Below are 14,504 nucleotides of genomic sequence, written 5' to 3'. Positions count from 1 at the left end.
GCGACCTCATCAAGGGTAAGGCCAACGCCTCGTCCGTCGGTACGCTGGTGGAACGCACCAGTGGCTACCTGATGCTGGTGAAGATGAACGACGCGACGGCGACTTCGGCGCTGGAAGGCTTCAGCGCCGCGCTCAATGGCATGCCGCTGGAGATGCGCAAGAGCATGACTTACGACCAGGGCCGGGAGATGGCGCGACACGCCGAGATCACCCAAAGAACCGGCGTGGCGATCTACTTCTGCGACCCGCACAGCCCCTGGCAGCGCGGCAGCAACGAAAACATCAACGGCCTGATTCGCCAGTACTTGCCCAAGGGCACAGACCTGTCGGTACATAGCCAAGAGGAGCTGGACGCCATTGCGCTGCAACTGAACATGCGACCGCGCAAGCGCTTCGACTTCAAATGCCCCATCGAGGTGATGGGAGAGGTCATGCAAAATGCCATGGCGATGCGGCATGATGCTCCGGCTTCAATTCAATAACCGTGTTGCGCTCAGCTCCTGCAACCGCCGACATTAATATGTTTGGCGTATGAAGAAGACGTGCGGAAAGCTCATGATCAGAAATTAGTTGCCAGTTGTAGAGTGCTTTATTCATGCCGTGCAAGCACAACATGCCGCATGCAAAATACAAGCACAAAAGTGAAATTGAAAAATAGTTCAAGGATTCAACTTCGATACCAATAAAGGGGATGGTATAGGAGGCTTTACCTATGCCGATAATGGCAACCAGATATGCAATACCTGACACGGTAATCCCAGAAATCATCGCCTTTTGAGCGAGAGCAAGGGAGTCGTGATAGTAGTTTATTGCAAGGTCATTGAGGTCCATTGCTTGATTGATACCCTAACGTTTGGTTAAGGGGCGGGCTTTAGCCCGTCCCAGTGAGCGGAGCGAACGGTTTGAACCACTTGTTAGGCTGAACTCATATGTCTGCTAGTTGCAATATTTCCTGTCCCATCAACAGGCAGCTGCTTTCAAGATGGTAATAAATAAAGCGCATTCTATATTGCGTTCTATATATTTGACCGCCCACCTCTAAAACTTGAAACTTTTGTTGTTTGTTGGCCGGATTTCGGACAGAAGGAAGTTCGCTAGAAATCGAGTCAATTTCTATTCGATCATCTTCACCGAAGTGGAAGGTGAGAAGCTTTTTGGCCTGAATAATGGCATCTTGTGAACACATTGGTTCTGAAGCATTGATGGTCGTGCTTGTGGCAATTAGTCCAAGTATAACTAGAGCGAGAAATGAATTTTTCATAAAGCCTAACGTTTGAGCTCAGGCCGCGGCCCGCCAGGGCCGTCGCGCCTGCAGCGAATGGTTAGGTTGCTCCTACGCGATAACGGGAATTCCTACGATGTAAGGTGCAAGACCCCGCGGATATCGCTGCATGCTACTCGCCAGATTCTGTTGAACGGCAGGGTTTGCTGCAACGGCAACTAGCCAATCTTCACAACTCGAAATGACGTCCTCGCAGAATCTCCTCACGTCAATGTTCAATGCATCATTCATGACATTGTTGTGCATCATGATCCCGTGATTCCCAGGCTCAACAAAGATGATTCGGCTGTACTGCATTTTTGGGTGAGCGGCTCGCCCCTGATGCAGGGCCGCGCAGCGATAGTAGTAACAGACCTCTCCCGAAAGTGAGGTGCCGCCGAAGAAGGAATATTTAGGCGCTACCCAGCGATCAAACCATGCCCGGTATCTTTGACCATTTGCGGTTCCGTCCTGTGACTCAAGTGCGCCACAAATATCGGGAATAGCCAGCGCAGAAAACAATGCGACGTAGTACAAACCGGCCTCATTCGCCGCTCTTATCTGATTTAGCACATCTCTCATAAGGACAACCTAACGTTAAGCTAAGGGGCGGGCTTTAGCCCGTCCCAGCGAACGAAGTGAGCGGTTTGAGCGACTTGTTATGCTCTTCATAACTTGAGTCTGCGTATAAATTCGACTATGGCACCGGCAAGTAGTGTCATTGTTAGGTCTTTTGTAATGAAATACACCGCCAGGTCTATTGTAAAATTGAGCAATACCCAGATTGTGTTATATGCAAGCTTTAACTCGGTAAGTAAATAGAGTTTTCCGTGATTAAGTTCGAAGCGTTCAGGCGCGTCTTCTGAGTACGGTTCACTCTGCTTTATTAGGTTGTAGTGTTTTAGATATTTCTCTCTAAGCAGTTCGATTATTTTGTTTTGGAATGACTTGTTGAAAAGGGTGGCTGGAATGAACTCCGCAAGAGGCTTGCGCCAACCGTTTGTCTCGCTCCCTATCTTAGGCTCGCGTGTTTCGTGATTGTATGACGCTGTATTTGATAGCATTTCAATAAGGTGCTCCCCCACGTATAGCTCTAGAGGTAACATTGCGAGCCATTTCAATGCGGATGTTTCTGTATCACCCCAGAAGAACACATTTTTAAAAATACTTTCTCTCAATGTTGATATGTCCTTGAGCGCTTTGCATAACGTTTGGTTAAGGGGCCGGCTTTAGCCGGTCCCGAGTGAGCGAAGCGAGCGACTTGAACCAATTGTTATGTTTACTTGTGCGAAAGATATTTTGTGAGCTCCTCGATTCTAGAGATGAGTATCTCTGGGTTTTCGAGTTTGTAGATACCTTCTCGATATTCACCGCATTGGTTTTGAGCTAGAACATATTCAGTGATTTTTGTGGTAAAGCCGCGTCGCTGATTGAATTTGATTCTTCGTTGAGCTTCTATGAAGTCGTTTTCACTTAAGACATTAATTGGAAAGCTCCCTTCCTCTAGAGTTCGGCGCTGGAGTTCGAGAGATTTGAATAGAGGCTCTGCGACCTCGTTGAACTCTTTCCTGCGTTCATTTGCTAGCGTTAGCCTGTTGCCTATAAACAAGCCGCCGAGGAATATGAGAACATCAACCGCTATGCTTAATTCCATTCTTGCTCTCTGGTTGCTTCGCAGTTGGCGAGGGAGTGAACATAACGTTTTGGTTAAGGGGCGGGCTTTAGCCCGTCCCAGTGAGCGAAGCGAACGGTTTGAACCATTTGTTAGTGTTGCACTGCAAGAATTTTCAGTTTTGCAATTTTGAAGAAATTTGTGATTTCCCCTATGTCCATCTTTGCTTCTGTTTCGAGGCCGCCAAACCATCCATAAGTATCTTCGTAAAGGGCATATGCTACTTCATGATGGTTATTGATGAAGTTCTGCAAAAGAGAACTTGTTACCCGGTTTAGCGAGCAATGGAATGAGCACTTATTCCTTACTGTTCGTAAGTCTTTTGCAAATGTTGTACTTAGCTCAAAATCTGTGAAATGCGAAAATTCATCTTTGCCGCTCCTGAGTAAAGACAACCTTCTGTTTATTGCTTTTTCAGCCTCAAATTGAATGTGCTTGTCAATTTCAGCACCAAATGATTTTTCATTAATTGAGCTTTCATTCGATACGATTTGAAGTGCTAGAAGGCACTCATACAAATGGCCGCACCACCTAGAATAACTGTCGAATGCCAATATTTGGATGTGTGGATTATCTTCCGGTATTGTTTCAGTAATTATTGTGCCGGCAATTTTGAAGAAGTTGTCGAAGGCAAGTTTTGCCCGGATTATCTCGAAGCGTATGCTTTTGTATAGAGCTTCTCGTTTTGAAGGGCTCACTTGGGCTTCCTTGCAACACTAACGTTTGGTTAAGGGGCGGGCTTTAGCCCGTCCCAGTGAGCGAAGCGAACGATTTGAACCAACAGTTAGAGGTTCTCGCGCACGGATGACTTATTCTTTGGCTCCCAATAACCGCCGCTACCGTGATATGTCTCGGCGTGTAGGGAAAAGCGCTCGCTGCAATTTGAACAACAAAAATTGTATTCAACAATGTCGCCCCATGCTTCGCCTGATGCAACAGCTTCAAATGAATTTTGATTTATAGAATCAAGGTCTGGCAGTTCGATGATTGTGCCGTCTTCCACGTTTTGCTTGGCGATTTTAATTGCTTTAAGCAAGTCATTTGGCTGCCGAATTGGGTAGCGAACACAAAGGTCGGCGCACTTCTCGCACGGCATCGGACGATAACCTCTAACGTTTGGTTAAGGGGCGGGCTTTAGCCCGTCCCGAGTGAGCGAAGCGAACGGCCTTGAACCACTTGTTAGATGCCCTACACCGAAGCAGGATGTTGCTCTTGTTGGTTTTCCAACAGGGCTAGTTTGTATTTTCCAAATTTTGCTTTGAGGAGCCAGCAGATATAGATATAAAAGAAAAATATTCCAGATACTAGACCGAGAACTGCGCCGCCAACACCTGCAATGCTTTCTATTGTTTCTTTGCTCCCTCCGGACAAGGCTACGATTAGCCCTACGACGAACCCAAACAGTGCTCCCAATATGGCGCCTGCAAGTCCGGATGCCACGCCTACTGTGAGTGCTCGCCAAAAGAAACCCCACAAAATTATCAGCCTTTCTTTGAAATTAAGCTCTTTTATTGTCACGTTGCGCATAGTTCTCTCTTTGTTTATTGAAGGATCTAACGTTTGGTTAAGGGGCGGGCTTTAGCCCGTCCCAGCGGGAGTGAGCGGCTTGAACCGCTTGTTAGGCAGCGGAGCATAGCGGGCCTCGCTGGCTGATACCGCAAATGGCTGAGTGGATTTGAACGTTCAAACCAATACGTGCTGACTGATTCACACCGCTGCATGCTTCTGGTAGCCGGACTCGGAGCCAGAGCGCGCAAAAACGACGCGCTAGCGGGCAATGCGACGGATACGTATTGAAAGAGAAACGGGCGGCGGCGAAACAAACTTCCATGTATGCACGAGCCTTAAAAGAAAATGACGCCTAACGTTTGGTTAAGGGGCGGGCTTTAGCCCGTCCCAGTGAGCGGAGCGAACGGTTTGAACCTATTGTTAGGGTAGTCCAACAGTGCCTCCCCAGGTTGCATATAGCGTTTTATTGGATAGTACCCAATTCTTAAAGTGCTCAATTGCCTCGGGTTGCGAAGCGAAAGACACCAGGTCGAATTTTCCACCACGCTCAAAGTAGAAGCACTCGATCTCATCGCCATAGTTGAGAATGCAAAAGCAACAGTCTTGGGGTGTTTCGTTGATGCGGATTTGCCCCATGCGGATTCCGGCAGATTTAAGCTCGGTGGCTAGGTTTGCGAATTGCGACATGGGAACCCTAACGTTTGGTTAAGGGGCGGGCTTTAGCCCGTCCCAGTGAGCGGAGCGAACGGTTTGAACCACTTGTTAGGCTGAACTCATATGTTTGCTAGTTGCAATATTTCCTGTCCCATCAACAGGCAGCTGCTTTCAAGATGGTAATAAATAAAGCGCATTCTATATTGCGTTCTATATATTTGACCGCCCACCTCTAAAACTTGAAACCTTTGTTGTTTGTTGGCCGGATTTCGGACAGAAGGAAGTTCGCTAGAAATCGAGTCAATTTCTATTCGATCATCTTCACCGAAGTGGAAGGTGAGAAGCTTTTTGGCCTGAATAATGGCATCTTGTGAACACATTGGTTCTGAAGCATTGATGGTCGTGCTTGTGGCAATTAGTCCAAGTATAACTAGAGCGAGAAATGAATTTTCATAAAGCCTAACGATTAAGCTAAAGGGCGGCGGCACGCCGTCCCAGCGAACGAAGTGAGCGATTTGAGCGACTTGTTATGAGCTAACATACCCCGATTCCGTGTAGAAAAACGCTGCTGCTTCTTTGAGCTTTTCAAACCTGCTGCGCTCTAGGATAGCTCCCCGCTCTTGATAGTAAACGTCATAGAACCCGAGGTGTTCTATAAGATGCCAGCCATCATTGAGATTATTCTTGTAGTTTAGCCAGCCACCAGCCACATCTAGAACTACAAGGTTTAGATAAACCTCATCGTCATCAAAAAGCTCGACAACTCGGCTCTTATCGCCGTCGAGCCTGTCGTTAACGAGTATTTCCAGATAGCTATGCGTGTCCATGCTGTTGGCTCATAACTATAATTAGACACCAAGTGGTGTATAAGACGCCGAGCGGGCGTGGTGTATAACATTCCTTGTCATCTTCGATCTCCTTGTCTAGTCTGGGCGGTTCCGAGGAAGGATGAATGTATAAAGGAGTTATACACCATGGATGGAAAGCCGCGATTACTCGATCAAGTTCGCGACCAGATCAGGCTGAAACATTACTCGATCAGAACTGAGCGCGTCTATTGCGAATGGATCAAGCGCTATGTACGGTTTCACAATTATCGCCACCCGATGGAAATGGGCGCTCCGGACGTCGAAGCGTTTCTTTCTGATCTGGCGGTTCGTCGTGATGTCTCAGCATCTACGCAGAATCAGGCACTGGCCGCGTTATTGTTTCTTTATAAACAGGTGCTCAAGCAGGATTTACCCTGGTTGGGCGAGGTAGTCCGTGCCAAGAAGCCGGCTCGGTTGCCGGTTGTGCTCTCCATTAGCGAGGTACAGCAGATCCTCGGACAGCTTGATGGAGACGTCGGGCTCATCGCGCGACTCTTGTATGGCGGTGGGCTTCGTTTGATGGAGGGCGTACGGCTTAGGGTTAAGGATGTGGATTTTTCGCGTAACGAAATCATCATCCGCGACGGCAAGGGTCAGAAGGATCGCGTCACGGTAATGCCGACAAGCTTGGTTTCACCGCTCAGGCAACATATTGCGCGGGTGCGGGCCGTTCACCAATGCGAACTGGCCGAGGGAAGGGGCGACGTCTACCTTCCGGATGCCTTGGCGCGGAAGTATCCCGGCGCACCGTTTGAGTGGGCTTGGCAATATGTCTTTCCGGCGGCGGGCTTGTCAGTCGACCCGCGCAGCGGGTCGGTGCGTCGGCATCATCTGGACGAGAAACGCGTGCAACGCGCGTTCAAGCGAGCAGTTAAGGCGTCAGGGCTCGCAAAGTTGGCGACCCCTCATACCCTGCGGCACAGTTTCGCCACCCATTTGTTGGAAAGCGGGCAGGACATTCGCACGGTCCAGGAACTGCTTGGGCATGCGGATGTGAAGACAACGATGATCTATACCCATGTGCTCAATCGGGGCGGCCTCGCGGTGCTAAGCCCGCTGGATCGGATGTAGAGCTGTCGTTGCGCTCAGGTCCGTTCGTGTTCGCGGTTTACCGTTTGAGCGAAGTATTTGCGTTCACCATGCTGCGGCGCTGAAGCGGGCGCCGAGGTGCAGGGGCACGGGGTGAAGTAGTTCAGCCGCACCGCGGATAATTGATTTGCTTCCCGGGGCGATCGGCGGGGCTGCTTGGGGCGCTCCGGCGCATTTCGCCTGCAGCGCAGGCGGGCGGCTGGGTAGGTCCAGGCGCCTGCGCCGTAAACGGCTTATCGATCGCGCTCGGAAGCGGTGCGTGTACGTGTCGGCTCGTCGGCTGGCGTTGTCGTGGGGGCGGTATTCGGTGCCGGCGCGGCGGTCGGTTCAGCCGCGGGTTCGCTTGAGGGGGCGGCGGTGGAAGTATCCACGCTTTGCGACGCGCCACGGCAGGTCAGCTCGGCGAACGGCTCATCAGGTGAATAGTCGCCCGGCACGCGCTCGACCCGTTGTGTATTCGGCGTCACCGTAAATACAGGCGGTGCGGAGGTATCAGCCCGAGCCTCATCGGGTACGTGAAATTCGCACGTCACGGTCTCTCCGGTCTTGTTCATGACCTTCACTGCCCGAATCCCGACCAACTCGCCCCCTGCTGCCGTGGTGGAGGTCGGAACGCCCATGGCACTGATTTCGATGTCCAGGCCGTTCAGGTGGGTGATCACCTCTGGCTTGGGCGTCTGAGCAAAGGCGACGGGCGCGCAAAATGCGATGCCGAGGGCGGTGAGCAGTGGCTTGGTCATGTGAACTCTCCTAGAGTCGATGCCTGCTTAGAAGGGTTCGAGGGGGATGGGTTCGATTCTCGTCGTATGGATTGATTGCAAAATAATGGACACATCATTTCGCATTGCGTCGTCTCGCTATCTGGCCGCTTTGATATTGCGCGCATAGAGCGACTTGCCGCCGGTGGATGTGGTGCCGCGAGCTTCGAGTTCGAAGCGTTTTGGCTGGGATTTGATCAGGTCGCTGAGTTTCTTGAACCCGTAGAGCCGGGGGTCGAAGGCGGGGCGGAGTTTGCTGATATTGGAACCAAGCTCGCCGAGCTGGACCCAGTCATCTTCATCATCGGCTATGTCGGCGAGCACCTTGGCGATGAAGTCCACCGGGACCTTCTGTGATTTGACCTGAACGCTCTTGTCGGTGGTCTTGGTGTCTTCCTTGGTATCGTCAGTCGTGATCTGTACCGACGGCTTTTCTCCATTGATCGGCGGCTCCTGTGACGTTTTGGGTGCATCGGCACGGAGGATTTCGGTGTAGATGAACTTGTCGCAGGCGGAGACGAAGGGCGAGGGCGTCTTCTGTTCGCCGAAACCGTAGACGGTCAGGCCTTCCTCGCGCAGACGCGCGGCCAGGCGGGTGAAGTCGCTGTCGCTGGAAACCAGGCAGAAGCCATCGAAACGCCGGGTATAGAGCAGATCCATGGCATCAATGATCAGCGAACTGTCGGTGGCGTTCTTGCCCGAGGTATAGGCGAACTGCTGGATCGGCTGGATGGAGTAATCGAGCAGTACCTTTTTCCAGCTGCCCAGGTTGGGTTTGGTCCAGTCGCCGTAGATGCGCTTGACGCTGGCGACGCCGTACTTGGCGATTTCTTCGAACAACCCTTCAACGATGGCGGCGGGCGCGTTGTCGGCGTCGATGAGCACGGCGAGATGGATCTGCTGACGGGTGTTGCTGGGCTTCGCGGCCATGGTTCGTCCTTGGAGGGAGGTGTACCGACCATAACGCCAGTTGCAGCCGCAGTGCTATAGCGCCGGCCGTTTCGATTGAACCCTTGCGGCCGAGTCGGTTCGGAGATTGCGTCCGTCTGCTAGACGCGCTGCGGCTGGTGCAGGCCTGCTTAGCGGCTAGAGTAAGCAGTACCCTTACGTCCCTCACGAAAAGGCGCCTACATGACCGCAATCATCGACTTCCTCAACACCATCTTCTGGGGCTACGTACTTATCTATGGCCTGCTGGCGGTCGGTGTGTTTTTCACCGTCCGCCTGGGCTTCCTGCAGTTTCTGCATTTCGGCGAGATGGTGCGGGCCATCAGAGGCGCACGGCAGAGCGATGCGTCCGGTATCTCGCCATTCCAGGCGCTGTGTACCAGCCTTGCTTCGCGGGTGGGTACCGGCAACCTGGCGGGCGTGGCGGTCGCACTGTATCTCGGTGGCGCCGGGGCGATCTTCTGGATGTGGATGGTGGCGCTGGTGGGGATGGCGACGGCCTACGCCGAGAGTTCGCTGGCTCAGCTCTACAAGGTGCGCGATGGCGAGGGCCAGTATCGTGGCGGTCCGGCGTTCTACATCGCCAAGGGCCTGAAGGCGCCGTGGGCCGGTGCGGTGTTTTCCGTTGCGCTGATCATCTCCTTCGGGCTGGTGTTCAACGCCGTGCAAGCCAACTCGATTGCGGATGCGATGGAAGGCGCGTTCGGCATTCCCAAGCTGTGGGTGGGCATCGCTGTCGCGATACTGGCGGGGGCGGTGATCTTCGGCGGGCTGCGTTCCGTTGCACGGTTTGCCGAACTGGTGGTACCGCTGATGGCCGGTCTCTATGTGCTGATGGCTCTGGTGGTGCTGGTGATGAACATTACCGAAGTGCCTGGTGTGCTGATGACCATCATCCGCAGCGCCTTCGGTCTCGAGGAGGCTGCCGGCGGTGTGGCGGGCTCGGTGACGGCGGCGATGCTCAACGGCATCAAGCGCGGCTTGTTCTCCAACGAGGCGGGCATGGGCTCCGCGCCGAACGTCGCGGCGACCGCTACACCTGCGCCGCATCATCCTTCCTCGCAGGGGCTGGTGCAGTCGATGGGCGTGTTCATCGACACCATTGTCATCTGCACCGCTACGGCGGTGATGATCCTGCTCGCGGGCGTGCTGGAGCCGGGCTCGGGCGTGACCGGCACACAGCTCACTCAGCAGGCGATGGAGAGCCATATCGGCGTAGCCGGAACCTATTTCATAGCCGTCGCGATCCTGTTCTTCGCCTTCACCTCGATCGTCGCCAATTACACCTATGCCGAGAATGCGCTGATCTTCCTCGGCGCGGGCAACAAGCTCGGGCTCACTCTGCTGCGTCTGGCGGCATTGGGCATGGTTATCTGGGGCGCTTACGAGGCGGTGACCACCGTGTTCAACGCCGCCGATGCCTCCATGGGCCTGATGGCGACGATCAACCTGATCGCCATCGTGCTGCTCTCGGGGACGGTGGTGAAGCTCACCAAGGACTACATGACGCAGATCAAGGCGGGCCAAGTACCAACCTTCAAGGCGGCGGATTACCCGGAGCTGAAGGCGAAGATCAACAACAACATCTGGCGCTGATGGATACGGCTGGACGCTCCGGCATCATGCCGGGGCGAAGCCTATCAGTGGCGTAGAAGTGGTGTTTTCAGGTCGCCGCTACCGCTGTGCGCGGGGCGGCGTGCTGCTGGACGGGGCGTTCGCGACACCGTTCTACAGCGGAATTACTCCGAACCCCCGTGCCATCAGTGTCGCGAACAGAGGAATCAGCAGCAGCGCGAGCAGCTCGACGCGAATGATCAGCCGGACCCAGCGCGCACTGGCCGGGCTGATGGTTGGGGCCTGGCCGGCTTTCAGGGCCGGACGCCACTTGAGAAAGGTTACCGTCGGGTAGATGGACAATAACGCGACGACCACGAACAGCGTGATCTTGGCGTGAAAGAAACTGTTGTTGAGGTAGTAGTCCATGCCCTTGCCATAGCGCATGGCACGGGCGAGGCCGGTGATCAGCACCAGGCCGGCGACGATGCCGAACGCGATATCGGTGCGGAACAGGCTGCGCGCTCGCTTGAAATCCAGCGGCTGGCTGAACAACTGGTGCTCCAGTGCCAGCAAGGCGAAGAGCAGGAGGATCGCCACAAAATGTAGGTAGGCGGCGACGGCGTAGGCCATTTTCAGTGTCCTTTCGGTGGGGTTGCTACGGCGGCGGCATGGGTCGAGCGGAACCATTGCTGCTGGTGCTGCAGGCGTCGGGCGATGCTGCCGAGACAGATACCCCGCAGCAGCATGAAGGCGAGAAAGGCCAACCACAATCCGTGATTGCCCAATGCGCGCAGCAGCCAGCCCAATGGTAGCGAAATCAGCACCGCCAGCAGCATCGCGTTGCGCATTTCCCGCGCGCGGGTGGCCCCGATGAACAGGCCATCGAGCAGATAGCTCCAGACGGCCACCAGCGGCAGCGCCGCCAGATAAGGCAGGTAGGCGATGGCCGTTTCGCGTACTGCGGGGATGTCGGTTTGAAGGCTGATGAACAGCTCGCCGCCGAGTAGGAAGAACAGGCCGAAGGCTAGGCTGGCGAGCAGTGACCAGCCTCCGGCGACTGTCAGGATCCGGCGCAGCTCGGTGCGGTTCTGCGCACCGATGGCATGACCGCTCAAGGCTTCCACCGCATGAGCCAGCCCATCCAGTGCGTGGGCGGTGAGCATCAGGCCATTGAGCAGCAGCGCGTTGGCAGCGACCGTGGCATCACCCAGCCGCGTGCCTTGCACCGTGACCAGGAAAAACACCAACTGCAGCGCCAGCGAGCGCAGGAAAATATCCCGATTGACCGACATCAACGGCTTCCAGTTGGCCCAACGGCGCATCGCATGGCGATCCAGTCGGCCGGAATAGCGCAACAGGGCTCCGCGGGTCAGCGTCAGGCCGACGAGCACGCCGCTCCATTCGGCAATCACCGAAGCGCGCGCGGCACCGGCCACCCCCCAGTCCAGGCCGATGACGAACCACAGGTCCAGCGCGACGTTGGTCAGGTTAGTGGTGAGCAGAATGGCCAGCGGTGCACGAGCGTTTTGGGTCCCTAGAAACCAGCCGATCAGGGCTAGATTCGCCAGGGCGGCGGGCAGGCCGAACAGGCGCGTATGGAAATAGCTTTCGGTGAGCGCATCGAGTTCCGCCGAGGGTTGCATCAGCTGCAACGCGTAGCCCTTGAGCGGCAATGCGACGAGGCTCAGCAACAGGGCGAAGGCAATTGCCAACAGCAACCCTTGTAGCAGCACCTGGCGCAGCGCACCGCCATCTTCGCGTCCGGCCGCTTGCGCCGCGAAACCGGTGGTGCCCATGCGTAGAAAGCCCATGACCCAGACCAGCAGGGTGTAAAGGCTGCCGCCCACTGCGACCGAGGCCAGTTGATGGGCATGCGGCAGATGACCGATCACGGCACTGTCGACCAGGGCCACCAGCGGCACGGACAGATTGGACAGGATCATTGGTGCAGCGAGCCCCCAGACCCGTTTATGGGTGGGGGCGTGCCGCCAGGCAAGCAGTAGCCGTGACATGTAAAACTCCAAGACAGCCGGGCATGATACGTCGCGGTCGTCCTGAAATCAGCCCAAGCGCGACGCATGTGCGCCGAAGGCGGGCATGTGGTACAGGTCAGAGCGTGGCACCGGGCGGCTACCAGCTACGAATCAGTGAATCAGCCAGCTCAGCAACCAGAGCCCCAGAAACAGATAGATCACCCCGGCGATGAACGAGCGCCGGAAGAACGCACGGAAGGCGCCAATCAGCAGCATCAGGCCGATCGCCAAGGCAATCAGGCTGATCAGCGAGCGGTCCATGCCCAGGGTCCGCGACAGGCCCCCGAGAAAGTTGGCACCGGCATCGGCAAACAATCCGAAGAAGCCGCTCAACGCATCGACGATGTACCGAATCACCGTGCCGAGCGCCTGGCCCAACCATTCGAAAAAGCCTTCCACCCGCATGTTGCTCTCCTGCTATACGATCCGAGGCTGCAGGCGCAGCCGTTTCCTTGGGGCATTGGGCTATCAATCCGCCTGGCAGTTCCCATGATCGATTGAACCCGCGTGTGGCGGGCGGGTCAGTACAAGGCTGTCGGCACCGGCTCATCGCCGTCATGCAATTGCAATCCTTCCCGAGCAGGCTGTGTGCCGTTGTTCTGATGAGATAAATCCATGTCGATTGTTACCGAGCTGCGATCACAGTGGTTGTCGGGTACGCGCCCCCGACTCTGGGCGCTGGGTATGCTGGTTGCCGGTTCGTTCTATGCCGCTGCCGCCCTTCATCTTGATGAAAGACTCTTCTACTCGGTGCAATCGGCCTGGAATGAGAGCCGTTGGGAGTCACGCAGCCTGTGGTTGCCCGAATACCAGGTGCGTGTCGATGCGTTGCCGGTGGCATCGGTTGCGAACAACCTCTCTGGGCTGACCTTTGATGAGCGTCGCAATCATCTGTGGGCCGTGGTGAACAACCCCGAGGAACTGATTGCGCTGGACCAGGATGGCCGGTTCCTTGCGCGCTATCCGTTGAAGGGATTCGAAGACGTCGAAGGTATCACCTACCTGGGCGACAACCTGCTTGCTGTCGTCGAGGAGCGAAGCCAAACAATCGTGATCATGCCTGTGCCGGCGGAGCCCGGTGAGCTGCAGCGTGACGACTATGCATCTGTCTCCCTGGGGTTGGGGGAAGGGGATAATGCCGGCTTCGAGGGGCTTGGCTACGATCGCGCCGGTGACCGGCTGTTCGTGGTCAAAGAGCATACGCCGCGCAAGCTCTACGAGATCCAGGGAATCAAGGCCAGCCTGCACGGCCAGCTGAACCTGAAAGTCATCGACCGCGAGGCCTGGATAGAAGACAAGGACATGGCCAGCGATCTGGCTTCGGTGCATTACGACGAGCGCACCGGTCACCTGGTGCTGCTCAGCGACGAAGCGAAGATGATGCTGGAGCTCGACAGCCAGGGTGAGATGGTCAGCTTTCGTTCGCTATGGAGTGGTTTCGCAGGGCTGAAAAACAGCGTGCCACAGGCCGAGGGCATGACCTTCGATGCGCGGGGGAATCTCTACCTGGTCAGCGAACCCAACCTGTTCTACGCCTTCGAGCGCAAGTAGCCGCTCTCGATCCGTCGCCATCAGCCGCGACGGATCATCCACACGCCGCCGAAGATCAGCAGCAATCCGGCAATCTTGCCGAGGGACACCGAGGACTGCCGGAACCCCGCCCAGCCGAAGTGATCGAGCAGCAGCGCCATGCCCAGCTGCCCTGCCAACACCAACGCCATGAACAGCAGTGCGCCGATACGCGGACCGGCAAAAGCCGCGGTGGCGATGAAGACGCAGCCCAGCAATCCGGTCGTCCAATGCCACCAGTTCAGGCTTTTCAATTCCTGAAGCGAAGGCACGTCTCGCTGGATCAAAACCACGCAGATCAGCGCCACGGTGCCGATTGCAAAGGACAGCAGCGCTGCGCCCATAACGCTGTTCAGGTGTTTGGCGACCTGCCCGTTGATGCCAGCCTGCAGCGGCAGAAATGACCCGGCAATCAAAGGCAGGACAAGGAGCCACCAGGCAACGACAGGCATGCGAATTTTACTCCGTTTGAATAGACAGAACGCCCGCCGCTCATCGCTGCGGCGAGTCAGAGATCGTTTATAGGCGCCGAATTCGCCGCGAGGCGCCTCAACCCGTTAGAAGGTAAACGCCGGATTCAGCGCA

At 55.4% G+C, this 14,504-nt stretch carries 17 protein-coding genes and 2 pseudogenes; 4 read left to right on the top strand and 15 right to left on the bottom strand.

Annotation, left to right across the window (positions count from 1 at the left end; all coding sequences use genetic code 11):
- A pseudogene (locus DQ405_RS18760) lies at positions 1–482 on the top strand (IS30-like element ISPsp7 family transposase); the annotation flags it as partial.
- Here DQ405_RS18760 and DQ405_RS18755 read toward each other — a convergent pair.
- The 9 genes from DQ405_RS18755 to DQ405_RS18715 form a co-directional block, all read right to left on the bottom strand.
- Complete coding sequence (locus DQ405_RS18755; RefSeq protein ID WP_168425595.1) at positions 430–831, bottom strand: hypothetical protein; 402 nt, start codon at positions 829–831, stop codon at positions 430–432. The pseudogene DQ405_RS18760 and the gene DQ405_RS18755 sit on opposite strands and share 53 nt — an antisense overlap.
- Before the next feature lie 94 nt (positions 832–925).
- Positions 926–1,261: a hypothetical protein gene (locus DQ405_RS18750; protein ID WP_168425594.1), complete on the bottom strand. Its 336-nt coding sequence runs from the start codon at positions 1,259–1,261 to the stop codon at positions 926–928.
- Between the two features lie 72 nt (positions 1,262–1,333).
- Positions 1,334–1,843, bottom strand: coding sequence for a glycoside hydrolase family 6 protein (locus tag DQ405_RS18745; protein ID WP_168425593.1), 510 nt, complete (start codon positions 1,841–1,843; stop codon positions 1,334–1,336).
- Between the two features lie 86 nt (positions 1,844–1,929).
- Complete coding sequence (locus DQ405_RS18740) at positions 1,930–2,439, bottom strand: hypothetical protein (protein WP_168425592.1); 510 nt, start codon at positions 2,437–2,439, stop codon at positions 1,930–1,932.
- Between the two features lie 101 nt (positions 2,440–2,540).
- On the bottom strand, positions 2,541–2,915 hold the full coding sequence (locus tag DQ405_RS18735; protein WP_168425591.1) for a hypothetical protein: 375 nt from the start codon (positions 2,913–2,915) through the stop codon (positions 2,541–2,543).
- Between the two features lie 110 nt (positions 2,916–3,025).
- Positions 3,026–3,631 (bottom strand): hypothetical protein, encoded by a 606-nt coding sequence (locus DQ405_RS18730; RefSeq protein WP_168425590.1) that lies wholly within the window; start codon positions 3,629–3,631, stop codon positions 3,026–3,028.
- An 86-nt stretch (positions 3,632–3,717) separates the two neighbouring features.
- Complete coding sequence (locus DQ405_RS18725; RefSeq protein ID WP_206678913.1) at positions 3,718–3,969, bottom strand: hypothetical protein; 252 nt, start codon at positions 3,967–3,969, stop codon at positions 3,718–3,720.
- A gap of 152 nt (positions 3,970–4,121) precedes the next feature.
- Entirely contained in the window at positions 4,122–4,460 is a 339-nt protein-coding gene (locus DQ405_RS18720) for a hypothetical protein (RefSeq protein ID WP_168425588.1), read from the bottom strand.
- A 1,163-nt stretch (positions 4,461–5,623) separates the two neighbouring features.
- Positions 5,624–5,923: a hypothetical protein gene (locus tag DQ405_RS18715; RefSeq protein WP_168425587.1), complete on the bottom strand. Its 300-nt coding sequence runs from the start codon at positions 5,921–5,923 to the stop codon at positions 5,624–5,626.
- Positions 5,924–6,070: 147 nt separating this feature from the next.
- Between DQ405_RS18715 and DQ405_RS18710 the strand changes: the two genes are divergently transcribed.
- On the top strand, positions 6,071–7,036 hold the full coding sequence (locus tag DQ405_RS18710; protein WP_168425586.1) for an integron integrase: 966 nt from the start codon (positions 6,071–6,073) through the stop codon (positions 7,034–7,036).
- Between the two features lie 389 nt (positions 7,037–7,425).
- Here DQ405_RS18710 and DQ405_RS18705 read toward each other — a convergent pair.
- Both DQ405_RS18705 and DQ405_RS18700 read right to left on the bottom strand, forming a co-directional pair.
- Positions 7,426–7,794 (bottom strand): annotated as a pseudogene (locus tag DQ405_RS18705) (hypothetical protein); the annotation flags it as partial.
- Between the two features lie 117 nt (positions 7,795–7,911).
- Positions 7,912–8,742 carry an NYN domain-containing protein gene (locus tag DQ405_RS18700; protein WP_168425584.1) on the bottom strand — a complete coding sequence of 277 codons (831 nt, stop codon included), beginning with the start codon at positions 8,740–8,742 and terminating at the stop codon, positions 7,912–7,914.
- A gap of 201 nt (positions 8,743–8,943) precedes the next feature.
- Between DQ405_RS18700 and DQ405_RS18695 the strand changes: the two genes are divergently transcribed.
- Positions 8,944–10,356 carry an alanine/glycine:cation symporter family protein gene (locus DQ405_RS18695; protein WP_168425583.1) on the top strand — a complete coding sequence of 471 codons (1,413 nt, stop codon included), beginning with the start codon at positions 8,944–8,946 and terminating at the stop codon, positions 10,354–10,356.
- 132 nt (positions 10,357–10,488) lie between these two features.
- On the opposite strand, the gene DQ405_RS18690 is transcribed toward DQ405_RS18695, so the two are convergent.
- The 3 genes from DQ405_RS18690 to DQ405_RS18680 all read right to left on the bottom strand — a co-directional run bounded on the left by DQ405_RS18690 (position 10,489) and on the right by DQ405_RS18680 (position 12,755).
- Positions 10,489–10,947, bottom strand: coding sequence for a DUF2214 family protein (locus DQ405_RS18690; protein ID WP_168425582.1), 459 nt, complete (start codon positions 10,945–10,947; stop codon positions 10,489–10,491).
- 2 nt (positions 10,948–10,949) lie between these two features.
- Entirely contained in the window at positions 10,950–12,329 is a 1,380-nt protein-coding gene (locus DQ405_RS18685) for an MATE family efflux transporter (protein ID WP_168425581.1), read from the bottom strand.
- A 132-nt stretch (positions 12,330–12,461) separates the two neighbouring features.
- Entirely contained in the window at positions 12,462–12,755 is a 294-nt protein-coding gene (locus tag DQ405_RS18680) for a hypothetical protein (protein WP_168425580.1), read from the bottom strand.
- A 210-nt stretch (positions 12,756–12,965) separates the two neighbouring features.
- Here DQ405_RS18680 and DQ405_RS18675 point away from each other — a divergent pair, with 210 nt between their 5' ends.
- Positions 12,966–13,901: an SdiA-regulated domain-containing protein gene (locus DQ405_RS18675; RefSeq protein ID WP_168425579.1), complete on the top strand. Its 936-nt coding sequence runs from the start codon at positions 12,966–12,968 to the stop codon at positions 13,899–13,901.
- Positions 13,902–13,921: 20 nt separating this feature from the next.
- On the opposite strand, the gene DQ405_RS18670 is transcribed toward DQ405_RS18675, so the two are convergent.
- On the bottom strand, positions 13,922–14,371 hold the full coding sequence (locus tag DQ405_RS18670) for a DMT family transporter (protein ID WP_168425578.1): 450 nt from the start codon (positions 14,369–14,371) through the stop codon (positions 13,922–13,924).
- Positions 14,372–14,504 lie beyond the last annotated feature (133 nt).

The organism is Pseudomonas sp. SST3 (assembly GCF_003325755.1).
Note: the sequence above shows the minus strand (reverse complement) of the source record. Positions and strands in the feature narration are given on the sequence as shown.